Below are 26,972 nucleotides of genomic sequence, written 5' to 3'. Positions count from 1 at the left end.
GGTTTTGATGAGTTAAGGGAAAAAATAATAAGGCTCATTGGTGGGCATGCGTTGCATTTATATAAAATCCAAAAAGTGACCTAGAGGTCTGAGCAATGTCTGTTATAAAGTTCAATCGCTTTATTATTACTGCTTCCTTCAACATATTCAGAAATGATTAGATCAGCGGATGCTGGTGCACTAAGACTTGCGATAACAAGCGCGAGTGGTGTTATTTTTGTTTTAAACATTTATTATTATTCCCGTGTATTAAATCCCAAAATGGGACACCAGTTTAGAGAATAAATGTGACTAAAATAATACAAAAGTGTAAATGTATGTAAAAAAGGCGGTTTGACCGCCTTTTTAAAAAATTTACTTTTTAGCGAGGTATTGTGCGGCTTGCTTAGCAAAGTAGGTTAAAATTCCATCAGCACCTGCGCGTTTAAAGGCAAGTAAAGATTCCATTATTGTCGCTTCTTCAGCCAGCCAACCGTTGTCGATTGCTGCTTTGTGCATTGCATACTCACCGCTTACCTGATATGCAAAAGTAGGTACACCAAATTCGTCTTTCACACGGCGTACAATATCTAGGTAAGGCATGCCAGGTTTCACCATGACCATATCAGCACCCTCTTGTAAGTCTAATGCGACTTCACGTATTGCCTCATCAGAGTTAGCAGGATCCATCTGATAGGTTTTTTTATCGGCGCCTTTTAAGTTTCCAGCAGAGCCTACCGCATCTCTAAATGGGCCGTAGTAGCTAGACGCATATTTAGCAGAGTAGGCCATAATACGAGTATGAATAAATCCATCTGCTTCAAGTGCTTCACGAATTGCAGCAATACGACCATCCATCATATCAGAAGGGGCAACAACGTCGGCACCTGCCTGTGCATGAGAAAGTGCTTGTTTAACTAAAATCTCTGTAGTGACATCGTTAATAACATAGCCTGAATCATCAATGATGCCGTCTTGCCCATGCGTCGTAAATGGGTCGAGTGCTACGTCGGTAATTACACCTAACTCAGGAAAGGCTTCTTTTAAAGCCCTTACGGTACGTTGCGCTAAACCATCATCGTTATATGCTTCTTCGGCAAATAATGATTTTTTATCCGCAGGCGTTACCGGGAAAATAGCTATTGCCGGAACTCCAAGTTCGACCAACTCTTTAGCTTCAATGAGTAGCAAATCTATCGATAAGCGTTCAATACCTGGCATTGATTCAATTGCTTCGCGACGATCTTTACCATCAAGTACAAATACAGGGTAAATTAAATCGTTTACGCTAAGTTGGTTTTCGGCCATTAAGCGGCGAGAAAAATCGCTGCGACGCATTCTGCGCATGCGAGTATACGGGAAAAGGTCTAATCCTGATTGGGCCATATTAATATGCTCCTACTGTGGTAATGGAAAAGTGATTACTTGATTACGGCCATGCTGCTTTGCGTAATAAAGCGCTTTGTCGGCGCACTCAGTAAATATTTGAGGATTGCTAACGTCATCAGCAATACTGGTGTATATACCTGCGCTAATTGTAAATTGAATATTGTTATTGGCAACCGTTACAGTGCTTGCTGAGATAGCAGATCGTATTTTTTCTGCTATATCTTGTGCACCTTCATTGGGGGTATTAGGTAATAACACCACAAATTCTTCACCGCCGTAACGGGCAACTTCATCGAGTGGGCGCTTTAAATGATCTTTTATAAGGTCAGATACAGCTTTAATAACTTGGTCGCCAATAATATGTCCGTATGTATCGTTGATGGCTTTAAATCGGTCTATATCTAACATAACAATGCTAAGCGGTGTTTGTTCTCGACGAGAGCGACGCAGCTCCATTACGAGTTTTTTATCAAAAAAGCGTCTGTTTTTTATTCCGGTTAAAGCATCTTCGGTATTAAGTAGCTCAAGGGCCCGGTTTTTTTCTTCAAGCTCCCTGAGCGTAACTTGTAATTCAAAGGTGCGTTCGTCCACTTGTGATTCTAGTTCTTGACGTGTTTTTTCTTGTAACTTTAAACGCTCTTTGAGTAGAGTGTCTTGGGCTACATTTTCAGCAATCAAGGTTTGTTGAGTAGTTACTTCTTCATCTCGCTGTAAAATAAATAATTTCATAACGCTGTAACATAAACAGAAAGTGCAACTAAAAAAGCATGTAAACACAAATGCTAGCGTACTCCTGCTAAATGCGTATAGCCCCATTACAGCAATAGTAAAATAAAGCATCACAACCAAGAAAAAAACCAATACGAGCAATAGTGCTTTATTCGGTTTAGAAGGCGTTATACGTATGCACATAAATGTAGTTGTTATATATAAGACTAAAGCGATTGGGGTCGCAATTAAACAAAATAGTGTCACTATGTGGTTTGGAAGTAACCAAATAAATAATAATGAAATAGCTAAAGTGTTAACTACTACTTTCTGAACGGTCAGTAAAAATGATGGCTGTGGATGGCAAATTTGCTTTTGCAAAGGCAAAAACATTAAAGTAATAAGCATGAGTAATATAGGGAGCATAACTTGCTGTAACGCGGGTGAATTAGGATGTATATACCTAAGGCCAAAACCACAAAGATAGGCTAATACACTGCCTAATGTGAGAGTTATAACACCAGCATACACAAAATAATGTTTACGTGAAAAACCATATAAAACTAAGCAGCTCACACCTAAGGAAAATATAAAGCCAATCAATAAGCCATAGAGTAAATTAAGTTTACCTTTATGCGCTAAATAAGCTTCTGGTTGCCATAGTGTTAAAGGGACTCGCAAGCCTGAGCTATTCGCCACTTTCATTATAATAACCGTTTCGCTATTTGCGGGGCTGATCAGTTTAACTAATAAAGATTCACTCTTGATCGTACGTTTATCAAGGGCATAGGCATCACCAATTTGGGTGTAAGAAAGTAATAGCGAGTTATGTAACTGATATACTTGAACGTCGTTTAGCAAAGGGTTGTTTAGCGATAATAATTGCTCTGTATTATAACTAAGCGGATTTTTTATTTTAAATTTTATCCATACAGGGCGCTGCTCAAGACCTAAATTAAGAGGTTTTCCTATATTTTTTTGCCACTTTATATCGCTACTTCTTTGCGCATTTAATAGCGACGTTGGTTTAAATGAGTAGTACAGATTATTGATGTTTTGAGAATTGAAATCGTGTTTTATTATTACTGGGTTTGCAAAAGAGCAAAAAGCGCAAAGGAATATTAGTAGGCTTAATAATGCCTTTGCATAGGCCATTAACGATCTAATAAACCAAAAACACGGTAAAAGTTTTCTGTAGTTTTGCGAGCTATTACTTCTTCATTTGTTTGATAAAGTTGTGCGACTGTTTGGCAAATGTAAGGCAGTAGGGCTGGTTCATTTTTACGTGATTTAGGCTTTGGTTTAACTGTTCGTGGGATTAAAAATGGCGCATCAGTTTCTATTAATAATCGATCTAAGGGAATGCTAGGTACTAGTTGCTGTAGCTCTTTACCACGACGTTCATCACATACCCAACCGGTTATACCAATATAGAGACCTAAATCTAAATATTGCTTCAGAGCTGCTGAATTACCGGTAAAGCAGTGAAGTACACCGCGAAGATCAAATTCTTTGAGAATGCTTAGCATGTCGTCACTTGCATCTCGTTCATGTAAGTAAACAGGTAAATCTAACTTTTTAGCAAGTACTAACTGGCGTCTAAAAACATCACGTTGTACATCGCGAGGTGAAAAGTCACGGTTATAATCAAGGCCGCACTCACCAATGGCAATAACTTGCTTATTATTTGCAAGTGAAGTGAGTTGTGCTTCGAGCTCATTGGTAGCTGATTTTGCATCATGGGGGTGCACACCCGCCGTAGAATATTGAAGGTGCTTTATCGCAAGTTCAAGTGATTGCTGACTGCTTTCAATATCGCAGCCTATAATAAGCATGTTTGTAACACCCGCTTCGCTTGCGCGGGTAATTACATCAAGATGCTGGTCATCAAATTGATGATTAGTTAAGTTAACTCCAGCATCAACTAACGTATATGACATTATTTAGTGCGTTTAACGCGAATAGAGCGGTTTTTACCCTCTTTCTTCAATAGGAAAGAGCTGAATGCACCGCGGCTAATTACAATTGTATCGTCTTCTTTTAAACGCATGCTGTCAGAGCCAATTTGACGCCATTGTTGACCGTTATCTAGCGAAATAATTAATTCACCATAAGCAGCCTCATCAACTGATGTAACCATCGCTTTGATTTCAGTTTCTTTTTCTACTTGTTCTTCTTTTTTATGTTCTAAACCAAAATCGTCAGCTTTTTCAGTTGCTTGCACTGGTGCTGTAACTGCTGCTTGAGGTACATTGTTAGTCGTTGGTGGTGTGAGCATTTTTGTTACTGATGGCTTAACCAGTGATTTACCTGCAATGGTATTATCGTAACAAAGTAAGCGATTAAAATCGTTTTCAATAAAGCTGCATGCTTGTAACGCTTGAGTATTAAATTGTGTTTGCGCAGCAAAAGCGGGCGCGCTTAGTAAAACCAATAGTGAGAGTAGTTGTTTTTTCATTTTATTCCTCAGATTCTTTTTGTGGTTTGGCGGTATAAAATTTTGCTAAAATTAGACCTAATTCAAACAAAAGAAGCATCGGAAATGCTAATAATGTTTGTGATAACACGTCGGGCGGTGTCAAAAACATCGCCACTACAAAAACACCCACGACAATATAAGGGCGTTTTTCTTTTAAGCTTTTTGTTGTTGTTGCGCCACTCCAGCATAGCAGCATTATTGCCACTGGAATTTCGAAAGCGACACCAAATGCAAAAAATAGTTTTAATACGAACCCTAGATAGCTAGCGATATCGGGTGCGAGAGTCATCATCTCAGGACCTGTGCTTGTAAAAAAACCTAATATAATTGGTAGTACTGCAAAATAACAAAAAGCGATACCACCATAAAACAAGACAACGCTTGAGATTAGTATAGGTATTAGCATTTTTTTTTCATTTTGGTACAAGCCAGGAGCTATAAACCCCCAAATTTGATGAAGTATCCATGGAGTAGATAATAAAGCTGCAACAAAAAAAGTAAGCATCATAGGGACTATAAAAGGGTCACTCACATTTATAGCTATCATGGTCGCGCCATTAGGTAAATGAACCACTAATGGTGCAGCTATAAGTTCGTAAATATCATCTTTAAAATAAAACAGTGCGATAAAAAATAATAAAATGCTCAATAGTGCTTTTATTAGTCGATCACGTAACTCAATTAAATGAGATACAAACCCCGATTTTACTTCCTCAACCATTATTTTTTATACCATGTAGTAAGTTGACCACAAAGTGAGAGATAAACTTCACTTTTTTTCATCAAGTTGTTGGCTATTTGATGTATCCGGTTGTTGTTTCTTGTAGCTGTGAGTAACTGACTCAGCCGCTTTTTGTAGCTCTGTTAATGAGCTTTGTAGCTCAGGGCTTAAATCTTTTAGTTCTTGTTGTTCTGCTTTTTTAAGGTTTTCGTGAAGTTCATGAATGCGCAGTTCTTCACTTACTTCTGCTTTTACCGAGTTGGCAACCGACTTAGCGGTTTTAACCCATTTACTCACTGTTCTAATAGCAACAGGTAAGCGCTCAGGGCCGAGTACCACTAAGCCAACAATAAAAACTACAACAAGTTCCCACATACCCATACTTATTAAACCTTATTGTTATCTTTGGTTTTTTCAGTATTGATTGAGTCGCCAACGGTGCTTTTTTCTGATTGTTGAATTTGCTCTGATTTTTCTTGCTCGTTAGCTTGATCATCCGACATTGCTTTTTTGAAGCCTTTAACAGCGCCGCCAATGTCTCCACCCATACCGCGTAGCTTTTTTGTGCCGAAAAGCAAAACTATGATTGCCAAAACAATTAATAATTGCCAAATACTAATACCACCAAAACCCATGGTTTTCTCCAATATATAAAATGGTTAAATGTCTATTTTAAATACTAATTATACGCCAAATAGCGTAAATAGCACTCAGTTTATGCGCTGCGCCATGCTGCTATAAAGCTAATAACAGATAAGCCTATTGCAATACTTGCAGCTACTAAATCGTACTGTAAATAACAAAGTGTTGCCATGATCATTGTAGCACTACCAAATAAACCTAAAATTAAAGGTTTATGAGATACCTTTTGTTCTTGAGGTTGATGAGCGTGTGGTGCACGCTTTAAATTTTGGTAAATTAGATCGGGTAGCTCGGGCATTTTTTCAGCCCAAAATGGTAAGTTAGCATACATTTGTTTCAATATAGATAACGGGCCGACTTGTTGCTTTACCCAATCTTCTAAAAAGGGTTTGGCTGTTTTCCATAAGTCGAGTTGCGGATACAGCTGACGCCCTAATCCCTCAACGTATAATAAGGTTTTTTGTAGTAGGACTAACTGTGGTTGTACCTGCATGTTAAAACGACGTGCGGTATTAAATAAATTTACGAGCACGTGACCAAATGAAATTTCAGCAAGGGGCTTATTAAATATAGGCTCGCATACAGTGCGAATCGCAAATTCAAACTCTTCAATACTGGTATCGTGTGGTACCCAGCCAGAATCAACATGCAACTGTGCTACTTGGCGGTAATCGCGATTAAAAAAGGCAATGAAGTTTTCGGCTAAGTAGCGTTTGTCTTCTTTACTTAAAGTACCAACAATACCGCAATCAATACCGATATACATTGGATTTTCAGGATGCTCGCGAGAAACAAATATATTGCCAGGGTGCATATCGGCATGAAAAAAGCTGTCCCTAAACACCTGCGTAAAAAATACCTCTACGCCACGCTCAGCCAATAACTTCATATTGGTGTTTTGCGCCATAAGCGCATCTTTATCAGATACGGGTATACCGTAAATACGCTCCATTACAAGTACATTACTGCGGCTGTAATCACTATACACTGCAGGTATATACAATGACTCAGAACCTTCAAAGTTACGCTTTAGCTGTATGCCATTGGCACCTTCTCGCATTAAATCGAGTTCATCAAGAAGCGTTTTTTTATACTCCTTAACAACTTCGACAGGACGAAGACGTTTTGATTCGTTGTGTACCTTAGCGAGGACTTTGGCAAGTTTTTCCATTAACGCCAAGTCTGCATTAATTTGCTCGTGAATATTTGGTCGAATGACTTTAATTACGACATCTTGCTCAATGCTGTGTTCATCAATCAGCTTTGCTGTATGTACTTGTGCTATTGATGCTGACGCTAATGGTGTTTGTGAAAACTCACTAAACAATTCGCTTATGTCGTTAACTTCGAGTGCTTTTTCAATTATTTTTTGTGCAAGCTCACCTTCAAAAGGTTCCACTTGGTCTTGTAAAAATGCCAGCTCTAAAGCGATATCATGTGGGAGTAAATCACGACGGGTTGAGAGCATTTGACCAAATTTAATCCAAACAGGGCCAAGCTCTTGCAGTGCTAAACGTAAGCGTAAACCATGAGATTTTTCTTTGTGTTGATTACGTAGCCAAAATAAACTGCCGCGAGCTACTTTACCAAACCAAGGGATCTTATGTTTTGGAATTAGTTCGTCTAGCCCATAGCTAAGTAACGTTTTGGTGATGTTATATAAACGTGCAGTCGACACAAAAAATCCTTAGAGAGGCTTCGGAGATGAAAAAGAGTTTAATAAAGCATTTATGCGCTGATCAACGGCAGCCACTTGCCCTTTGAGCTCTCTATTTGTTTGTTTAAACTGCTCAAGTTCTAATGGATGAATAGTAATTGCGAGCTCATCTTGGCATAAACTTGTAAGCATTGTACTTATTTTAGTATTGGTTTTGCTGCCGTTTTGTTTTAGTTTTTTTAAGTGCAGGTATAACTGCTGAGCGGGGGTATCGCCAATATATTTAGAAAACTGCTCAGGCCAATCAATATCAATGCCTGAAAACGCATTACTATAAGTTTGCGCAATATTTAAGTCGCCTTGCAAGTCGAGCTTATCTTGGCGAATTAATTGGGTAAGCATTGCTGGGTTTTTGAGCGCTAAAAGCGTACCTATGTCGGCGCTGATCATACAATCTGCGTTTTCATTGCTTTGGGCACTATATAAGTGTAATTGCTCAGCGCTATAAACAAGTTGGATGCTTTGTTGCCAGTCTCTTACTTCAACCACTAAGCGCTGATGTTTAACTGCGCTTAGCTTTTGAGGTAGTTGTGAGTCAAGGTTAAGTGCTTGATTTAGTACACGCTCAATAAGCGAGAGTACAAAGTTAGGTAACATAAAAAACTCAGGTGTCATTGCACCATTATTGCTTTTTGCTGTTTTCTCAAGCGCCATAACTGCTAGCCTTAATATTTAAAACCACGATGCAGCGCAACAATTCCGCCAGTGAGGTTTTGATATGTTGTTTGCTCAAAGCCTGCATCTTCCATCATCGCTTTTAGCGTATCTTGATCTGGATGCATACGAATCGATTCAGCCAAATACTTGTACGACTCACTGTCGTTAGCAACAAGTTTACCCATTGTTGGCAATAAATTAAATGAGTAAAAATCGTAAGCTTTGCTAAGTACTTCATGCTCTGGTTTTGAAAACTCTAAAACAAGCAATCGGCCACCTGGCTTTAAAATACGGTACATAGAGCGCAGAGCTTTGTCTTTATCGGTAACGTTACGTAAACCAAATGCAATAGTGATCACATCAAAACTATTATCTGGGAATGGTAGCATTTCGGCATTCATTTGTACGTAGTCGATATTGCCCACTAACCCAAGGTTATGTAGTTTCTCACGACCAACCTTAAGCATAGATGAGTTTATGTCACCTAATACTACTTGACCGGTTTCGCCCACTAATTGACTAAACTTTGCGGTTAAGTCGCCAGTGCCGCCGGCTAAATCGAGAACATGATGCCCTTTACGAACACCTGAGCTTGCAATAGTCTGACGTTTCCATAAACGATGCACCCCAAAAGACATTAAATCATTCATTACATCGTATTTTGCAGCTACTGAGTGAAATACATCAGCAACCATAGAAGCTTTATCGTTCTCGGCTACTGTTTTATAACCAAAATGCGTGGTCTTTTGTTCGGTTTCGTTCATGATTAATCTCTATCGTGACAATAGAGGTTAGTGTACTTTATTGTACGCAGTAGGTGCAATTTGAATATGATTTATCAGGTAATTTATTGCCCTGCTGTATAACTACTTTGACCTAATGAACGTGCTTTAAAAGCGGCATGAGAGGCTTTTTTTGCCAATTGATTAAAATCATCATCTTGTTGATGCTGAGCAATTCCAAGCGATAATCCTATGCTAGGCAATTTGGTGCCTGTTTTTGAACTTACAAAGCGAAGCTTTTCGACTCCATTTCGTACTTTTTCAGCAATAACATTGGCTGTTTCTGGGTCTATGTCGGCTAATAAAACAGTAAATTGATCTTTCGCTGTGCGGCCAGGTAAACCACTTTGAAAAACATATTTTTGTACTTGTTTGGCTACTTTATTTAAAATAACTTCACCAATAATATCACCGTAATTTTCAGTGAAATGATCAAGGTTGTCTATTTGAATCGCAATAGCGCAGATAGATTTTTTCTGATTAGTCCACACTTGGGTTTGCTGCGTTAAATAATGGCGCTTATAAAGCCCTGTTTGACTATCAACAATATGTTGCTTTCGAAGCTGAGTTAGTTGCTTTTGTGTTTTTTCGTGTAGTTGCTTGGCTTTACTTAGTTCTTGCTTGAATTGCTTATGTTGATTTAGTAATTCAGTGGTTTGATTATGAAGTACTTCAAGCGCTTGACGGCTTTGCTCTATGTTGTTTTCATCTAGCGAATGTACACAGTCACTTACATGACCCGCAAAGCGAATTATTTGCTTTTCAGTGGCTTGAGAATTTTGAGAAAGTGAATTTATAACACCATCAACGTTTTGAATCATGCTGACTTGCGCTGTGTGGCCCGTATTTAAAAACTCAGCATGTAGCTGTTCAATTAAAACGCTGTCAATATTATCTTCAACCGCAATAGCGCGATCTAAGGCTTTATTGAGCTTAATATTAGTCTGGCTGGTATAGGTATAAACAACTTGATAATTAAGTGGTGTAGGTGGGAGCGAATAGCGCTCTAAAAACATACACACTTTAGTCATTTTTTCTTGAGCAATAGCCATGGAGTCATGGAACATCATTTTTTAAATACCAACTAAGTACGCATAAGTGCAAATTTTGAATATCTCATTCCATGAGGCGGTTATGCGTCCGAGCTTTTTATTATTTTTTACTACAGTAATCGTTATGTGAACTATTTAAAAGCAAAAAGGAGAGTTAGGATACTTAAATTTAACTTTAACGACTCAACCGCTGCTTTTCTCATCAATTAGATTGGTTTTTAGCTCTGTTAACGTAAGTAATACTTAAATTGCACTTACTCATTGTAAGGTTTTTAGCGCGTCAGTCTGTCTCATTTACTTGCTATTTATTTACCCTACGATAGTTTTATGAAATCTATTGCATCATCAAGTTACATAATAATGAATTATTCTTTACCAAAAACGCTTCGCCAATCTCTTCTTGGTATAACAATTTTATGCTCACTAAGTGCATGCCAAATAACAACGCCTAATGCGAATGAACAGTTTACTCAAGTCGCTCAATCTATTGTTCAATATAGAGAAAGTATAAATTCTTATAGCAGTTCAAAGGGCGTTGACGGTTATCTACTAGCAAACTTGTCGCCAGAATCTTTAGCAGATCAATATAAAAATAAAACGCAATTACTCGCTGATTTAGATGCTGTAGACGCAGCCAAACTGAGTGACGAAAATCAAATTAACTTAAGTATTATTCGCGCTCAGGTACAAAATAGCGTGGACGAATATGTGTTTAACGCACATTACATGCCGCTTACATCAGAGTACGGTTTTCACTCTGGGTTGTCGTACATCATTAATAACTCTCAATACAAAGAAGAGCAAGATTTAGAAACATATCTTGCACGTTTGGCGCAAATACCGCGATTTTTTCAACAAAACATATATTGGATGAAAAAAGGACTCGAAACCGGTCTCACCCAACCAAAAGCTGTATTAGAAGGGTACGAAGACTCTATAAATACATATATTGTTGATGATGTAACCCAATCAGAATTTTATAAACCGTTTTTAACTAACACTGCTAGCTTAAGCGAGAGTGATTTTTATGCACTTCAACAGCAAGCTAAAACAGTTTTAAAAAATAAAGTAATACCAGCATATAAAGGCTACTTAACATTTTTCACTGAGCAGTATCGGCCAGGTGCTCGCACAAGTATTGGTATTTCAGAAACTCCTAACGGTAAAGCTTTTTATAAAAACCGTACTAAGTATTACACCACTACCGACATGACACCAAAAGAGATCCACGAGTTAGGCTTAAAAGAAGTTGCTCGTATTCGCGGTGAAATGGAAGATGTAATTAAAGAGGTGGGATTTAAAGGCACATTTGCCGAATTTATCTACTTTTTACGTACTGATCCGCAGTTTTACGCAACAACACCTGAACAACTTTTAAAAGAAGCCTCTTACATAGCCAAAAAAATGGATGCACAACTGCCTAAGTTGTTTCATACCTTGCCACGAAAACCTTACGGCGTAGCACCTGTACCAGCAAGTATTGCCCCTAAATACACAACAGGTCGATATTCTGGTTCTAATCGAGATGATGAAGCCGGATACTACTGGGTTAATACCTATGCATTAGATAAGCGTCCACTTTATGTTTTAGAAGCGCTGACTCTGCACGAAGCTGTGCCGGGACATCATTTGCAAATATCACTCAATGCTGAGCTTGAAAATCTGCCGAGCTATCGTCGTGATGCCTATTTGTCGGCATTTGGTGAAGGCTGGGGGCTTTACTCTGAGTATTTAGGTTTAGAAGCGGGCTTTTATCAAGATCCATATAGTCGTTTTGGTCGCTTAACTTATGAAATGTGGCGAGCAGCACGTTTAGTTGTTGATACGGGTATGCATATGTATGGCTGGAGTCGCGAGCGTGCAATGAACTTTATGAGCGAGAACACAGCGCTTTCGCTGCATAATGTTAAAACAGAAACAGATCGCTATATATCGTGGCCAGCACAGGCACTATCATACAAAATTGGTGAATTAACTATTAAGCGTTTGCGTGTTGAAGCCGAGCAAGCACTTGGGAAGAACTTCGATATTCGCGAATTTCATCATCAGGTTCTGCGCCACGGTTCAGTACCCTTGTCGGTATTAGAAACACAAGTACGTTTATACATAAAAAATGAGCTTACTAAGCTGCAAAATTAGCTTTGTAGGGCTTATAAACCTTGAACAAACAAAGGTGTTGTGTCATTTTGACAGCAACACCTTTTTTATACCAAGAGACTTAGTAATAGAGCTTATTTTAACGACTCTAATCGTCAAAATATCCACAGACTAGGCAAATCGGTATTGTTTAAAAATATAGCCATCAAGGGGCCTTAGATGAGCAGTTTTATAATGTTTAGTATTGACGTATTTGCGAGTATTTTTATTATCGCACTTGGGTTAATTGTTCTTACTATTATTGTTTTTTACTTTCGTGATATTACGCAAACAAAACATGCTATTAGGCGTAACTATCCAGTAATTGGCCGTTTCCGGTATTTTTTTGAACGCCAAGGTGAATTTTTCAGACAATACTTTTTTGCTCTCGATAGAGAAGAAATGCCGTTTAATCGTGCAGAACGTAATTGGGTTTACCGCGCAGCAAAAGATGTTGATCGCACAGCTTCATTTGGTTCAACACAAAGCTTAGAAGTAACGGGCACGGTAATGTTCATGAATTGTGCGTTTCCTACTTTAGATGAAGAGGCACTCGATCCAAGTAATGTAACGTTGGGTCCATATTGTAAAAAACCTTACACAACGAATTCGTTATTTAATGTGTCAGGCATGAGCTTTGGTGCGCTTTCAAAACCAGCTGTACGTGCTTTATCAAAGGGGGCAAAACTAGCGGGTTGCTGGATGAACACCGGAGAAGGGGGGTTAAGCCCTTACCATTTAGAAGGTGGCGCCGACCTAGTATTTCAAATTGGTACTGCTAAATACGGTGCTCGTGATGAACATGGAAATTTAAGTACCGAAAAAATGAAAGAAATTGCAGCTCACGAACAGGTGAAAATGTTCGAACTAAAAATGAGCCAAGGTGCAAAACCTGGTAAAGGCGGAATGCTTCCAGGACGTAAAGTTAATGCCGAGATAGCTAAAATCAGAGGTATTCCAGAAGGGCAAGATTCGATTAGTCCTAATGGACATCCTGAAATTAAAAAGCCAAGTGATATTCTCGATATGATTGCCACTGTGCGTAATGCCACCGGTAAGCCAACGGGCTTTAAAGCGGTTATAGGTGACTACACGTGGTTAGAAACTTTATTTGCAGAAATAAATCACCGTGGTGTTGAATCAGCCCCTGATTTTATAACAATTGATAGTGCAGACGGTGGTACCGGTGCTGCACCGCAACCGCTTATGGATTCAGTGGGTTTACCTCTTCGCGAAAGCTTGCCGCTTGTCGTTAATATGCTTGAAAAGCATGGCCTTAGAGAGCGCGTAAAAATTATTGCTTCGGGTAAATTAATCGTTCCATCAAAGGTTGCATGGGCATTAGCGCTCGGTGCTGATTTTGTTGTATCAGCTCGTGGTCATATGTTTGCACTAGGGTGTATTCAAGCTATGCAATGCAATAAAGATACCTGCCCTACAGGGATTACTACGCACAATACACATTTACAAAAAGGTCTCAATGTAGCTGATAAGGCGCAGCGCGTAGCTAACTATAATAAGTACATTCATTACGGAGCCGGTTTAATTGCTCACTCATGTGGTGTAACTAGTGCGCGTGAGTTAGGCCGTAAACATGTTCGAATAGTCCAAGAAAGTGGGCTTTCAGAGCCGCTGGATAAAATTTACGAAAATTATCAGTAAGTTTTAACTAACCTTAACTCCGCTTAAGATAGATTTACTATCCAAAGTTTAGATTAACTAAAAAGGCGCTAATAGCGCCTTTTTCAGTTTAATTAGCTTATTAATAAACTAAAAAGTGCTTCTTTGTTGCCGCATATAATAACTGGCTCGTTGTGGCATTGTTTTGCATAACTCCTCACTAATGAGCGTAAAGCTAATTACCTTTTGGCGGCTACACTTTTATTTAAAGCAGTGATAGCATCGCTTTAAGCGCAAAACCATCATTAAGGGCATCACGTGTTTGAAAGTAAATTACCAAATTTAGGCGTTAGTATATTTAGCCAAATGAGTGGGTTGGCTAATGAGTGTTCGGCAATTAATCTCTCTCAAGGTTTTCCTGAGTTCGATGCTCCTGAACTTTTAAAAACGCAGCTAAATTATTATGTGCAGCAAGGTGTTAATCAATATTCACCTTCAAGTGGTGTACCACGATTACAGCAGCAAATTGCTGATTTAGCAAAGCGCAAATATGCAGCTGATATAAACGCCGCAGAGCAGGTTACAGTTACCTCAGGCGCAACAGAGGCATTGTTTGTGGCTATTCAAACAATTGTACGGCCCAATGATGAAGTGATTGTATTTGACCCTGCATATGACTCTTACCAACCTGCAATTGAACTTGCTGGGGGTAAGGCAATACACATTGCTTTAAGTGCACCAAATTACACAATTGATTGGCAGATAGTGAGCCAAGCGATGACTAAAAACACCCGTGCAATTATTATAAATACGCCTCATAACCCAAGCGGTAAAATATTACAGCCACAAGATATAAAAGCGCTTAAAGGGTTAGTTGGTACTCACAATTTATATGTAATAAGCGACGAGGTATATGAGCATATTACGTTTGATGATCAGCCGCATTTAAGTGTATTACGCGATGATGAATTATTTGCCAAAAGCTTTGTTATATCGAGTTTTGGCAAAACGTTTCACAGCACGGGCTGGAAAATGGGTTACTGCATTGCACCTGCAGATTTAGCTGTCGAATTTAGAAAAATTCATCAGTATGTTACGTTTTCAAGTTTTACGCCTGCACAGCATGCGCTTGCCGATATGCTAGAGCAGCAAGGCGAGCATATAGATGAGCTAAGTGGGTTTTATCAGCAAAAACGCGATTTATTAGCAAGTCATTTAAGTAATAGTCGCTTTAAAATTCTACCTAGCCAAGGCACTTACTTTTTATTGTTAGATTACAGTGATGTATCGGATTTAAACGATGTTGAATTTTGCCATTGGTTAGTTGAGCAAGCCGGTGTTGCGGCTATTCCGTTAAGTGTGTTTTATCAAAAGCCCCCAACCGATAAAGTCATTCGTTTATGCTTTGCTAAAAACGACAACACTCTCATAGAGGCTGCGCAAATATTATGTCAACTTTAACCATTACAGCATTGCAAAGCTCGCTTCACTGGCTTGATAAAGACGCTAATTTAGCCATGTTTGATAAACAACTTAAAGCAATTACTAATCAGCCCGATTTAATTTTATTACCAGAGACATTCTCGACTGGCTTTGCTATTAATTTAGATTGTGCAGAACCCGAAAACGGTAAAGTACTTACTTGGTTAAAGGCGCAGGCTCATAAACATAATGCGGTTATTGCGGGTTCAGTACTTGTTGCACAAGGTGATAAAAAAGCCAATCGGTTTTATTGGGTAAAGCCCGATGGAGAGGTGAGTTATTACGATAAGCGCCATTTATTTCGTCTAGGCAGTGAGGGTGACTACGTTGTAGCAGGGCAAGCGCGCAAAGTTTTTGAAATCAACGGCTTTAAATTGTTACCACAGGTATGTTACGACCTGCGTTTTCCGGTATTTCAACGCAATAATAACGACTACGATGTAATGATAAACGTAGCCAATTGGCCTGCTGTGCGCCGCCATATTTGGGATACGTTACTTATGGCGCGTGCAATGGAAAACCTATGTTACGTAGTAGGCGTTAATCGCGTGGGTGAAGATGGTAATAATATCGCACACAATGGCGGTACAGCAGTATACGACTTTAAAGGCGATACCTTAACTAAAGCGCAAGATAACACCGAGCAGCTAGTTACTATAACACTTGAAAAAGCACCACTGGATGAGTTTAAGGCGGCGTTTCCTGCCTATTTAGATGCAGACCCTTTTACATTAATATAGAGCACGTTAATTTAGCTAAGAGCCAATAAGGTGTTAAAATAGTCGCTGATATTTTTTGTTGGCGGCTAATTTACGTTATGAACACTTTAATCACTCCTGTAATTTTAGCCGGTGGCATAGGCTCTCGCTTGTGGCCGCTTTCTCGCCAAGCAATGCCTAAACAATTTTTACCACTGCTTAATGAAAATACGTCTTTACTGCAAAGTACATTAGCGCGAGTTTCTAATGACTTGTTCGATAACGCTATTTTAGTGTGTAATGAGCAGCACCGATTTATTGCTGCAGAGCAAGCAGCAAGCTCAACTCCTACTGCATTATTACTCGAACCCAAAGGTAAGAATACCGCGCCTGCTATCGCATTAGCCGCCCACTATGCACTGCAAAATGGTATTACCGGACCGTTATTAGTGATGCCTGCCGATCACCATATTGAAAACTTTGGTGTATTAACGGCTAAGCTCCCAGAAGCTGTAAAACTTGCTGAGCAAGGAAAGCTAGTTACGTTTTCGATTACGCCTACAGAGCCACATACTGGCTATGGCTATATAAAACAAGGCGCGGCTATTGCCGGTACCGGTTGTTACGATGTTACCCAATTTAAAGAAAAGCCTAACCTAGATACAGCGAAATGTTATTTAACCCAAGGTGGTTATAGCTGGAATAGCGGCATGTTTTTATTTACCCCTGCAGCCTATTTAAAAGAGCTCGAACGATTTGCGCCAAAAATAGCAAAGAGTGTAGCTGCAGCGGCACAGTTTACTAAAGATTTAGGGTTTACCCGCCCAAGCAACAGTGCGCTTGAGCATTGCCCAAGTGATTCAATTGACTACGCTATTTTAGAGCGCAGCAATAACGTAATCGTCATGCCGGTTGACTTACGATGGAGTGACGTAGGCAGCTTTTCATCTCTTGATGCACTTACAAAAAAAGATGAACACGGTAATAGTTTAAATGCTAATTATATGGCTCAAAAAAGCACTAACAACTTAGTAATAAACGAAGCGGAGCACACAATTGCCACGCTTGGAGTAAGTGATTTAGCGATTATTCATACTCATGATGCCACGTTAATAGCAAATCAAAATGAGCTAGATTTACTGCCTTTGTTGCTTAAGCAAGTTGCGACAACACAGGCTGATAAACTTAGCCACCATCAAGTCGTTTTTCGCCCATGGGGAAATTACCGTACTTTAGTTGAAGGCGCTGGCTTTAAAGTTAAAAAAATCACGGTTAACAGCGGTGCTAAGCTTTCGACGCAGCGCCACCAGCACCGAGCCGAACATTGGATTGTGGTATCTGGCATTGCAGACGTGTGTATTAACGAGCAAGCGCATACGTTAACGCACGACCAATCGTGTTATATCGCCGCAAAGCAAATTCATAGCTTGGCTAATAATCAAAAAGAGCCGTTAATAGTCATTGAAGTGCAAACCGGTGCTGTACTTGATGAAAGCGATATAGAGCGATTTGATGATAAATATGGAAGAGGCTAATAATTAGCTATTTTTTAAAGCTAATTCACGATTACTCTAACTGCCCACGCACAAACTTTAAATATTGCTCTAAGCTTCGTTGCCACAGATCTAACGCCTCATCAAGCATGTTATTGTGTGGTTTTTTATCGAGTAAGCGGCGCTCTATTTTTTTAAGCTCAATACCATAGCGATTAAAACCCAACTGCAGCGCGGTACTTGCTTGGCGATGTAAAAGTTTAATGCATTGCTCGGGATGTTGATCAATAAGCTTTTGACAGCGAATTAGCTTGTTACGCGCCGAAAGCACAAATTCATTATAAATTGAAGATACTTCATCTTCACTAAACGAGCTGGTGAGTGTTTCGGCTGCTGTTTTGTCATACAAGGTATCAATTAATTCTACGGCTATGCTAGCGGTTTGGTTTGACTGCGAATCGCTAAGTGCTTGTCGAAGCTTTTCGTGCTTTATAGGCTTACCTACAATGTCTTTTATACCTAGTTCTAAATACTCTTTTACTTCGTCAGGGCTAAGGCTTGCAGTAAAAGCGAGTACTGGAGTGCGCTGATTTTTATGATCAATGCGTTTTAGGCGTTTAAGTACTTCTTGGCCTGTTAAGTCAGGTAGATTCATATCAAGTAAAACAACATCAAAGTGATGAGCTTGCATGAGCTCTATCGCGCTTTTACCGTCTTTTGCGAGCTTAATTTTGTGCTCATCGTCGGCCATAAATTCTATAGCAATTTTTTGATTTAAATCTAAATCTTCAACCAGTAATACATCAAGACCTGTTAAGTAATCTTTAGTTTGATGGCGCTGCTCTACAAGGCTTAATTCGCCTAAAGCAAACGTGATGGTAAAGCTAAATACACTGCCTGTACCAAGCTGGCTGGCTATTTCGAGTCGGCTACTCAGCTTTTCAAGTAAGCGGCTGGTAATAGCTAAACCGAGGCCGGTTCCGCCTTTCTCTTTTCCTGCACTACTTTGTACATAAGGTTCTGTTAAGTAGGCTATCTCATCATTTTCTATACCTGGTCCTGAATCTTTTACGCTAATTTTTATGGTATGTTCAAGTTGCTTTTCTAAGACTAAATCAACCTGAATTTTAACGGTTCCGTGGTCTGTAAACTTAATGGCATTACCCACTAAATTAATAATTATTTGCCTAAGCTTTTGTTGGTCACAGTAATAACAGGCTTGCTCTGGAATATTACATATTAGTTCAAACTTGAGCTGTTTTTGCTCGGCGAGTGGGCTTAGTAATAAGCATAAATTATTAAGCCATGTTTTAAATTCTACATCTTCTTCGTAAAGCGCTTCATCACTTTGATCTAAGCTCGCGTAATCAAGAACTTTATCTACCAATAAGTTAAGTGATTCGGCAGAATTTATAATCGCCTCGCAGTAAGCTTTATTGCGTGTATCACTTGTTTGGTTCATAACAAGTTGAGCGCTGCCTAAAATACCGTTAAGTGGAGTACGAATTTCGTGGCTTATCGTTGATAAAAAGAGTCCGCGTATCTCTAAATCTTTTTGTGCTTTATCGGCTAATTTATTAAGGTGCTGCTCTCTGCGCTCATTACATAATAGCGCCATACCCGAAGCGTAAAACATCGGTGCAATCACGCCATTCAAAAATAATAAAGCGCTAAACCAGCCGTTTGTTAAAAGGTTTTTTTGTTCAATGTTATCCATGAATAACAAGCGGCCAATAAAGCTAAAAGTAACAAGCGTTAAAATGGTTATGTATACAATGCTGCCGTTAGGATAGGGCTTGCGGGCATATTTAATAAATATAAAGAGTAAAAACCCAGCTTCTGCTATGTGCTGTAAATCGGATGCAATAATTCTTTCGCGCAAAGATGGGTCAAAAAAGGTGTAATAACCAAGCGTTATAGCGCTAAAAGCAGTAACGGAGCAAAGTAATTTAAAACCTATACCGTGATAGTTTAAAAACTGACTGAGTGAAAGGCAATGAACTACCGATGCGGCAAACATCATGCTACTCGCTACGCTAATAATAACTAAATTATGTGCCTCACCAACAAGAGTAAAACCAATAACAGAACCTAATAGTAATAGAGGATAAAAAATGTATAGCAGTGTGCCTGGAATTTGTTTGTTTGTTCGCCATGTTAAAAAGTTAAGTAAGGTCATTACAACCATAATGGCTATGCTGGCAAAGTAAAGAGTGAAAGAATCGAGCATTAATATTCCAGCAAAGTAATTTTTAAACCAAGATTATCGAAAGTATACAGCTATACCAATCCTCAAAGTAGTTAACTTAGTAAGCGAATTGGTATTAAATAAATATGTAACACATACAAAAACAGACACTTAAGTGTCTGTTTTTGTATATTTAGTCGAAATACGTATTTAGCGAATTTCGTCAGGTATATTTTGTTGTGCCCAAGACAGTAGCTCAATACGGTTACGACATTTAGTTTTTCTAAATGCACTGTATAAATGTGTTTTTACAGTATGTGGGCTAATGCTAAGTTCTTCAGCGATTTCTTTATTTTTAGAGCCATTACTCATTAATGAGATAATTGCTTTTTCTCGCTTAGTAAGTTTAACCGGCTCTATATCACCTTCAGTAAGTTTGTGCAGTGCGTCTTTGTTAAACTGCAACATACGATTTAATGCATTACACATAATATCGCGACGATACCAAAGTTGATCTTCCATTAGTAGGCGTATACCTTTCATTAATACATCCGCGTTATCGGTTGTATAAAATACACCGCGAATACCGCTTAAAAGCGCGCGATTAGCAAGCTCTGGGTTTTCGTCTAGGTTGAATAATATGATATCGCATTTAATACGCAGGTTTACTAGTTGTTCTTTTAGTTTACCCCATGCATCTTTACTTGATGTTTCAATAAACAAAAGTCGAGTCCCTTCAGGTATATCTAAAATGTTCGTACCTGTGGTTACGTCAAGGCCTTGCGTTTTTAACAAAGGTTCTAAAACGTTTATGCCAATAGTGTTAATTGGCTCTTTATCTAATAACAAAAAGGCTGAACTGCTCATGTTTTTTATACTCTTTTATAAAGCTGACTGGTTGAGTTTATCACGACTTCCACACCTTTAGTATTAGAAAGTCGCTGGTGTACTCAATAACAAATACGATTTTACAATTATTTAAACATAAAATGTTGCAAATAAGTAACTATTTCTCACTTTATGCTCATGAAAAATCATAATATTTGTAACTAATTACTTGAGCAGAATAAAGTAACAAAAAAATCTTAATTAATTTATTTTTTTTGTACTTTGATAAGGTGGCCATCCCATTTCTTTACCGCCAAGCATATGTAAATGTATGTGATAAACAGTTTGCCCTCCATGCTCGTTACAGTTCATAACCACTCGGTATCCATCGTCAGAAAAATTATGCTGTTTAGCTAATTTAGCCGCAACAACATATAAGTTGCCTACTAAGTGTGAGTTTTCAGGGTTTATATCATTTATAGTGGCAATTGCTTTTTTTGGGATAATTAACACGTGAAATGGCGCTTGCGGGTTTATATCTTTAAATGCGAGAGTGTCTTCATCTTCATAAACGATATCGGCTGGAATTTCACGATTAATTATTTTGGTAAAAATAGTTTCTTGGCTCATAGTGTGTTCCTAATTAAGTGTTATGAAATTTAAGCTCACTAATGACAAACTTTCAAAGCAGTGTCAAACTGAAATCAAATAAAGGAGTTAATATGCTTAAACCAATTTTAATAAGTAGTGCCGTTGCATTACTAGTTAGTTTTTCTGCTAATGCTGAAAATATTCACTTTCCAGAAGAGTTTGTACCACTGCAAGTGGGTGACCGCATGCTAGAAAGCTCTTTGTTTAGTCGTATTGATGATGTAGAGCTTGCACCAGGCACTTATCAGCTTAGGCTAAAGTACACCGATTTATATGAAGATGATTATGACACGCATGAAGTTGTGGAGTCTGAGCCATTTTGGGTTGATGTAACTATTGAAGCGGGTAAAGATTATACCTTAGTGTTTAATCGAGCGGAAAATGCAGTATCTGCAAAAGTATTTGCAGAAGCCCCTCAAGTGAGCTTAAAAGCCAAAAATAGCGCCATTGCTAAACCATTAAGTGTTATTCCTGATACGCAGTTAGCAAGTAATAAACCGATAATGAAAAATACAGTGCCAGCAGGGCCTTCACGTCCAAGCCGACCAATAAAGCCAATAGCACCAGTTACAGGTAAGGGCATGCCAAGTGCGCCACAAATGCTTGATTTTTGGTGGGAGCAAGCCACAACGGCAGAGCGTAACGCTTTTTTAGAAAAAGTGAAAAATTAAAGTACAGACAAACAAAAGGGCCAAACTTGGCCCTTTTTAGTTTCTAATTAACGTATTTATTCAAACAATGCGTCAATAGTACCTTGTGCAAGTGGGTGATACCCTGGGCGCGCTTTTAAGTACACGCTTTGTGCCCAGTCTTTTTTACCGTTAGTAATAAGTGATTTATATAACGGCACAATTAATTTACGACGGCCAATACCTGATAAATGCTTATTAAGCGCAGGATAAATTGGTTGATAACCATTGCCTACAGCTAGCATAAACCAAGCAAATGCACGTTCGGCATTCGTTGACTGCGTTAAGTTAAATTCACTATCAAGCTCAACCATATGCTCTTGGCTTAAATCACGTGGTAGGTTATTTAAAAAGTGTAGCCATTCATGCACAGACCAATCAGCCGTTGGTAGTTGAGCGGCTGTTGTATCGCCTTTTAACCATGCTGCTGTTGCTGTATCTACTTTATCAAACGCATCAGAAGTAGGGTTTGGTGCATCACTTGGTAAGCCCGGTTCAAAAATCCACTCGTTTACTTTATCCATGCTTACAACACCAGGATACTTTTCAATTAAGTTAGCTTTTAAGTAAGTAACAAATTGTGCAGTAGTCAGTGATTTAAACGAAAACTCTTTAAAGTACGCTTTTACAAATGGGTCAAATTTATCGCGACCGTATTTGTTCTCTAGGTAAATTAAGAATAGTTGACCTTTAGTGTAAGGCACTGAGCTAAATGCATCGTCTGGATCGCGTCCGTTAAGTTTTAAATTAAGGCGAGTGTCTGCCGCGTCAATTGTTTTAAGTTGTGCGCGAAGACTTGCAGAATCAAGTGCTTGTTCCATAACCGCACGGTCACGACCAAATACTTCTTCCATAATGCGGTTTTCAACGTACGAGGTAAAACCTTCGTTTAACCATAAATCTTCCCACGTTGCGTTAGTGACTAAGTTACCTGACCAAGAATGAGCAAGCTCATGGGCAATGAGGTTAACTAAGCTTTTATCACCGGCAACAACCGTTGGAGTTATAAATGATAAGCGTGGGTTTTCCATGCCACCAAACGGGAAGCTTGGCGGTAGCATTAATAAATCGTAACGACCCCATGCATATTCGCCATACATAGCATTTGTTTTGTCGATCATAGCTTGGGTGTCGTCAAATTCAGCAACTGAGGCATCTAAAATAGTTGGCTCAGCAAATATGCCAGTTTGGTGCGACATTGCTTTAAATTCTAAGTTACCTGCGCCAATAGCAATTAGGTAAGGTGAAATTGCTTGTGGCATGTCAAAAATGTAGTCGCCATCTTTATAAAGCGCATCTTTGTTATCGGCACTCATTACAGCACGTATATCTTTTGGTGTATGAATTCGCGCAGAGTAAGTTACACGCATTGCGGGTGTATCTTGCACTGGGATCCAACTACGCGCATGAATTGCTTGCGATTGGCTGTACATAAATGGATGCGTTTTACTTGCCGTTTGCTCTGGTGTTAACCATTGCAAGCCAGATGCTTCTGGACGGCTGTTATAGTAAATACGCACTACTTCAGCTTGGTTTTTAAACTTAATAGTAAGCTTTGAACCTTTAACGTCATCACGCTTAGCTAAATCAAAAGTTGCTTTTTTCCAGTTACCGCTTTGATCTTTGTACATTACTTTATCAATGTCTAAGTCGCGGGTATCAAGTACAAGCGTTCTACTTTTGCTGTTGTTCCAATGAAGAGTATGCTCAACAAAACCTTCTAACTGCTTGTCGGCAAAGTCGACATCTAAATCAAGGTTTAAGTGAGTAGTAACAACATCATCAAGGTTAGCATACGAGTTTTGGTCAATCGCATTAGCCATTGCTTGCGAACACATACCCGCCATAGCGAGGCTTAAAAAAAGAGGTTTAATTTTCATCATTACTCTGAACACAAATAAAAAAGTGATGGTTTTATATCACGATTGGCACGGTGGGTTGAGTGATTTTTACAATCTAGTGCCACATTTGCGACGATGAGGTAAACTATTGCGATTAGTTACCGGTATTTTTAGAGAGCTTTGTGGCGCATTCATTACACTCCTTACATACATTTGCATTAAACAGCCAATGCCAAAATTTTGTTGAAATTACTCAGCTTGAGCAGCTTAAAACGCAAAGCTTTAACACGCCATTTTGCTTATTAGGTGAGGGCAGTAATACTATATTTTTAGACGATTACGTAGGTAGCGTTATTAAAATGGCAACCAAAGGTATTCAAATTACCGAACGTGAAAGTGATGTGTTAGTAAGTGTTGCCGCAGGCGAAAACTGGCATAAGTTAGTAAGTTACTTACTTGATAAAAATATTCCCGGGCTTGAAAATCTAGCGCTTATACCGGGCACTGTTGGCGCATCGCCGGTGCAAAATATTGGTGCTTATGGCGTTGAGATAGCTAAATTTATTGAGTTGGTAGAATACTTTGATATAACCACTAAAACTATGCACTCGCTAAATAATACACAATGTGAATTTGCTTACAGAGACTCAATATTTAAACATGCCCTTAAAAATAAAGCGGTGATCACGCAAGTGCATTTAGCGCTTCCAAAAAAGTGGCAACCAGTTTTAAGTTATGGGCCTTTGCAGCAGCTAGATGTTATTACACCGCAAGCAGTGTTTGAGCAGGTTATAAAAACGCGTAATAGTAAATTACCAAACCCATATACATTGCCAAATGCGGGCAGTTTTTTTAAAAACCCAATAATAACTAACCCCCAGTTAGCTGAGCTATTAAAACAATTTGCAGATTTACCCCATTACGAATGTGGGCACAGCCATCACAAGGTAGCGGCTGGTTGGTTAATCGATCAAAGTGGTTTAAAAGGGTACCGCGAGGCCGGTATAGAAGTGCATCAACAACAAGCACTCGTACTTGTTAATCACGGAGATAGTGAAGGTAGTGACTTAATAAAAATGATTAAACATATTCAGCAAGTTGTTTATACGCGCTACAACATTATGCTTGAGCACGAAGTACGTTTAATTAATCAAGCTAGCGAATGTCATATTAGTGTGGAGCCAATAGAATGAAAGCACCTGATGGAAACAAACTCGCTATTTTAAATGCACTCAACCAAGGGGGCTTTGTATCTGGCCAAGCCTTGGGTGAAAAGCTAGGAATTAGCCGAGCTGCGGTGAGTAAACATATCAAAACGTTACAAGAAATGGGCTTGGATATTTTTAAAGTAACCGGCAAAGGCTATTGCTTAAATAACCAAGTGGGCCTTTTAAATAAAACGCAAATTGATCAGCACTACAAAGCGCTAGGTGCTAATACTGCCGATGTAGAAGTGCACCCTATTATTGATTCGACCAACAGCGAGCTTATGCGCCGTATACAGGCTAAAACAGCGCTTGAGTCTGGCACTGTTATTGTTGCTGAAATGCAGCAAGCAGGGCGCGGCCGACGCGGCCGTGTTTGGCAATCGCCATTCGGTGCTAATTTGTATTACAGTTACTTTTGGCGTTTAGATGACGGGCTTCAAGCTGCAATGGGTGTATCAATTGCGGTAGGCCTTGCTGTTTATGATGCAATTAAAGCGTTATACCAAATTGACGTAGAGCTTAAATGGCCTAACGATATTTATATAAATAAACAAAAACTTGCAGGTGTATTGGTTGAACTCGACGGACAGCCGCAAGGACCTTGTCAGTTAGTGATTGGTATAGGTATTAATTTACAAATGCCTGAGAGTTTTAGCCAGCATATAGACCAAGCGTGGACCGACTTAAATCAACATACTCAAAAGCTTGATAAAAACCAGCTGGTGGCGTCACTTACTTATCATTTAGAGCAGCGTTTAGTGCAGTATCGTCAAACTGGCTTACAAGATATGTATGAGCAATGGAATTCGCTTAATGCGTTTGCTGGCGATTATGTTGAGCTAAATACAGGACACCGAAGCTGGCGTGGAATATGCGAAGGCATTGACCCACAAGGTGGAATACGAATTCGCCAAGACGGTGAAGTAAAAAGTTATTACGGCGGGGAAGTCTCTCTTCGAAAGGCGCAAGTATGAGATTACTGATCGATGTAGGAAATACATCACTAAAAGCTGTGCTGTGGCATAACGAGCAAGCACAACCAGCAGATATAAATAACCTACCTTGGGTGCAAATAACCGAAGTGATTTATGCATGCGTAGGGCGCAGTGATTTACTGAGCGATATTTTCGCGCAAGCGGCTAGCAATAATATCATTTGCTTTGAAGCTAAGGTAACCAAAACGCTTGGAGGATTAATCTGCGCTTACGAGCATGTGGGTAACTTAGGCATAGACAGGTGGCTTGCGCTTATTGCAGGCTTTAAGTTATACCCACATAAAGCATGTATTGTTGTTGATGCAGGCACCGCGACCACAATTGACGTGCTCGATAGTAAAGGCCTACATTTAGGTGGCTGGATTTTACCCGGGCTTGATTTAATGACCTCATCGCTTACACAAAACACCCAACGTGTTTTTGATGACGGTAAAACACCGTTTACTAATGAACTGGGTAAAAACACGCCAAATGGTTTAAAAAACGGTGCCTTAGTGGCAACCATCGGGGCAATTGAGCAAGCTAAGCTGAATTTAACGGCTCAAAAAACAGAACAAGCAACACAAATTATTTTTGCTGGTGGCTATGGCTCGCTATTACAACAACAATTTGCAGGCAGTATTTTTGATTCATTGCTCGTAATGAAGGGATTAAATTATTGGCATCAACTCAGTAAAATACGATAAAAAAGTGCAAAAAACGCGTTTTCGCGTGAATATTGAGCATTTAAACTAAAAATTTACACTTTTTTTAATTTTATTGTTGCATCCCAATAAACCTTACTCTAATATCTCGCCCCGTACTAAAGCAGTGCCGACTTAGCTCAGCTGGTAGAGCAACTGACTTGTAATCAGTAGGTCAACCGTTCGACTCGGTTAGTCGGCACCACTTTCCTTTTACCGGAAGTGAATTAGTAGAGAATTATCGTGGAGGGGTTCCCGAGCGGCCAAAGGGATCAGACTGTAAATCTGACGGCTCAGCCTTCGCTGGTTCGAATCCAGCTCCCTCCACCACTTT

Annotated in this window: 24 protein-coding genes and 2 tRNA genes; 11 read left to right on the top strand and 15 right to left on the bottom strand. The window is 39.2% G+C overall.

The window, feature by feature from the left end:
* Positions 1 to 354 precede the first annotated feature (354 nt).
* The 11 genes from hemB to I6F53_RS17465 form a co-directional block, all read right to left on the bottom strand.
* Positions 355 to 1,365, bottom strand: coding sequence for a porphobilinogen synthase (gene hemB, locus I6F53_RS17515; protein ID WP_166421474.1), 1,011 nt, complete (start codon positions 1,363 to 1,365; stop codon positions 355 to 357).
* Between the two features lie 12 nt (positions 1,366 to 1,377).
* A complete protein-coding gene (locus I6F53_RS17510) occupies positions 1,378 to 3,231 on the bottom strand; it encodes a sensor domain-containing diguanylate cyclase (protein WP_166421473.1) in 1,854 nt (617 codons plus the stop codon).
* On the bottom strand, positions 3,231 to 4,016 hold the full coding sequence (locus tag I6F53_RS17505) for a TatD family hydrolase (protein ID WP_166421472.1): 786 nt from the start codon (positions 4,014 to 4,016) through the stop codon (positions 3,231 to 3,233). Before I6F53_RS17505 ends, I6F53_RS17510 begins: the two co-directional genes overlap by 1 nt.
* Positions 4,016 to 4,534, bottom strand: coding sequence for a hypothetical protein (locus tag I6F53_RS17500; protein ID WP_166421471.1), 519 nt, complete (start codon positions 4,532 to 4,534; stop codon positions 4,016 to 4,018). The genes I6F53_RS17505 and I6F53_RS17500 overlap by 1 nt, the downstream gene beginning before the upstream one ends.
* A 1-nt stretch (position 4,535) precedes the next feature.
* Positions 4,536 to 5,276: a twin-arginine translocase subunit TatC gene (gene tatC / locus I6F53_RS17495; protein ID WP_165729105.1), complete on the bottom strand. Its 741-nt coding sequence runs from the start codon at positions 5,274 to 5,276 to the stop codon at positions 4,536 to 4,538.
* Between the two features lie 48 nt (positions 5,277 to 5,324).
* A complete protein-coding gene (tatB, locus tag I6F53_RS17490) occupies positions 5,325 to 5,657 on the bottom strand; it encodes a Sec-independent protein translocase protein TatB (protein ID WP_165729104.1) in 333 nt (110 codons plus the stop codon).
* 5 nt (positions 5,658 to 5,662) lie between these two features.
* Positions 5,663 to 5,911, bottom strand: a complete 249-nt coding sequence (gene tatA, locus I6F53_RS17485; RefSeq protein WP_165729103.1) for a Sec-independent protein translocase subunit TatA — start codon at positions 5,909 to 5,911, stop codon at positions 5,663 to 5,665.
* A gap of 80 nt (positions 5,912 to 5,991) precedes the next feature.
* Positions 5,992 to 7,596 carry a ubiquinone biosynthesis regulatory protein kinase UbiB gene (ubiB, locus tag I6F53_RS17480; RefSeq protein WP_197181252.1) on the bottom strand — a complete coding sequence of 535 codons (1,605 nt, stop codon included), beginning with the start codon at positions 7,594 to 7,596 and terminating at the stop codon, positions 5,992 to 5,994.
* A gap of 9 nt (positions 7,597 to 7,605) precedes the next feature.
* Positions 7,606 to 8,289, bottom strand: a complete 684-nt coding sequence (locus I6F53_RS17475) for a ubiquinone biosynthesis accessory factor UbiJ (protein WP_197240517.1) — start codon at positions 8,287 to 8,289, stop codon at positions 7,606 to 7,608.
* An 11-nt stretch (positions 8,290 to 8,300) separates the two neighbouring features.
* Entirely contained in the window at positions 8,301 to 9,056 is a 756-nt protein-coding gene (gene ubiE / locus I6F53_RS17470; protein WP_007579859.1) for a bifunctional demethylmenaquinone methyltransferase/2-methoxy-6-polyprenyl-1,4-benzoquinol methylase UbiE, read from the bottom strand.
* 83 nt (positions 9,057 to 9,139) lie between these two features.
* Positions 9,140 to 10,126, bottom strand: a complete 987-nt coding sequence (locus tag I6F53_RS17465; protein ID WP_166421481.1) for a GGDEF domain-containing protein — start codon at positions 10,124 to 10,126, stop codon at positions 9,140 to 9,142.
* Positions 10,127 to 10,486: 360 nt separating this feature from the next.
* Between I6F53_RS17465 and I6F53_RS17460 the strand changes: the two genes are divergently transcribed.
* From I6F53_RS17460 to I6F53_RS17440, 5 genes are all read left to right on the top strand, one after another.
* Positions 10,487 to 12,265: a DUF885 domain-containing protein gene (locus I6F53_RS17460; RefSeq protein WP_197240518.1), complete on the top strand. Its 1,779-nt coding sequence runs from the start codon at positions 10,487 to 10,489 to the stop codon at positions 12,263 to 12,265.
* Between the two features lie 177 nt (positions 12,266 to 12,442).
* Positions 12,443 to 13,924, top strand: a complete 1,482-nt coding sequence (locus I6F53_RS17455) for an FMN-binding glutamate synthase family protein (RefSeq protein WP_197240516.1) — start codon at positions 12,443 to 12,445, stop codon at positions 13,922 to 13,924.
* A gap of 276 nt (positions 13,925 to 14,200) precedes the next feature.
* Complete coding sequence (locus tag I6F53_RS17450; RefSeq protein ID WP_197240515.1) at positions 14,201 to 15,343, top strand: methionine aminotransferase; 1,143 nt, start codon at positions 14,201 to 14,203, stop codon at positions 15,341 to 15,343.
* Positions 15,331 to 16,104 carry an amidohydrolase gene (locus tag I6F53_RS17445; RefSeq protein ID WP_197240513.1) on the top strand — a complete coding sequence of 258 codons (774 nt, stop codon included), beginning with the start codon at positions 15,331 to 15,333 and terminating at the stop codon, positions 16,102 to 16,104. The genes I6F53_RS17450 and I6F53_RS17445 overlap by 13 nt, the downstream gene beginning before the upstream one ends.
* A 77-nt stretch (positions 16,105 to 16,181) precedes the next feature.
* Complete coding sequence (locus I6F53_RS17440; RefSeq protein ID WP_197240512.1) at positions 16,182 to 17,597, top strand: mannose-1-phosphate guanylyltransferase/mannose-6-phosphate isomerase; 1,416 nt, start codon at positions 16,182 to 16,184, stop codon at positions 17,595 to 17,597.
* 31 nt (positions 17,598 to 17,628) lie between these two features.
* Here the strand turns inward: I6F53_RS17440 and I6F53_RS17435 are convergent, their stop codons facing one another.
* The 3 genes from I6F53_RS17435 to I6F53_RS17425 form a co-directional block, all read right to left on the bottom strand.
* Positions 17,629 to 19,785 (bottom strand): response regulator, encoded by a 2,157-nt coding sequence (locus I6F53_RS17435; RefSeq protein WP_197240510.1) that lies wholly within the window; start codon positions 19,783 to 19,785, stop codon positions 17,629 to 17,631.
* 168 nt (positions 19,786 to 19,953) lie between these two features.
* Positions 19,954 to 20,610, bottom strand: coding sequence for a helix-turn-helix transcriptional regulator (locus I6F53_RS17430; RefSeq protein ID WP_077536419.1), 657 nt, complete (start codon positions 20,608 to 20,610; stop codon positions 19,954 to 19,956).
* Positions 20,611 to 20,832: 222 nt separating this feature from the next.
* Positions 20,833 to 21,201 (bottom strand): histidine triad nucleotide-binding protein, encoded by a 369-nt coding sequence (locus I6F53_RS17425; RefSeq protein WP_197240509.1) that lies wholly within the window; start codon positions 21,199 to 21,201, stop codon positions 20,833 to 20,835.
* Positions 21,202 to 21,293: 92 nt separating this feature from the next.
* Between I6F53_RS17425 and I6F53_RS17420 the strand changes: the two genes are divergently transcribed.
* Positions 21,294 to 21,893, top strand: a complete 600-nt coding sequence (locus I6F53_RS17420; RefSeq protein WP_197240507.1) for a DUF2057 domain-containing protein — start codon at positions 21,294 to 21,296, stop codon at positions 21,891 to 21,893.
* Between the two features lie 56 nt (positions 21,894 to 21,949).
* Here I6F53_RS17420 and I6F53_RS17415 read toward each other — a convergent pair whose 3' ends face one another.
* Positions 21,950 to 23,791, bottom strand: coding sequence for a M1 family metallopeptidase (locus tag I6F53_RS17415; protein ID WP_197240506.1), 1,842 nt, complete (start codon positions 23,789 to 23,791; stop codon positions 21,950 to 21,952).
* A gap of 143 nt (positions 23,792 to 23,934) precedes the next feature.
* Between I6F53_RS17415 and murB the strand changes: the two genes are divergently transcribed.
* From murB to I6F53_RS17390, 5 genes are all read left to right on the top strand, one after another.
* Positions 23,935 to 24,945: a UDP-N-acetylmuramate dehydrogenase gene (gene murB, locus I6F53_RS17410; RefSeq protein WP_197240504.1), complete on the top strand. Its 1,011-nt coding sequence runs from the start codon at positions 23,935 to 23,937 to the stop codon at positions 24,943 to 24,945.
* Positions 24,942 to 25,934, top strand: a complete 993-nt coding sequence (birA, locus tag I6F53_RS17405; RefSeq protein WP_024593804.1) for a bifunctional biotin--[acetyl-CoA-carboxylase] ligase/biotin operon repressor BirA — start codon at positions 24,942 to 24,944, stop codon at positions 25,932 to 25,934. Before murB ends, birA begins: the two co-directional genes overlap by 4 nt.
* Entirely contained in the window at positions 25,931 to 26,641 is a 711-nt protein-coding gene (locus I6F53_RS17400) for a type III pantothenate kinase (protein ID WP_197240503.1), read from the top strand. The genes birA and I6F53_RS17400 overlap by 4 nt, the downstream gene beginning before the upstream one ends.
* A 126-nt stretch (positions 26,642 to 26,767) precedes the next feature.
* Positions 26,768 to 26,843 (top strand) — tRNA-Thr (locus I6F53_RS17395).
* Positions 26,844 to 26,883: 40 nt separating this feature from the next.
* Positions 26,884 to 26,968 (top strand) — tRNA-Tyr (locus I6F53_RS17390).
* Positions 26,969 to 26,972: the final 4 nt, after the last annotated feature.

The sequence above is a fragment of the Pseudoalteromonas sp. SWN29 genome (assembly GCF_015864465.1).
Lineage (GTDB): Bacteria > Pseudomonadota > Gammaproteobacteria > Enterobacterales > Alteromonadaceae > Pseudoalteromonas.
This window is presented reverse-complemented; position numbering and strand designations above follow the sequence as displayed.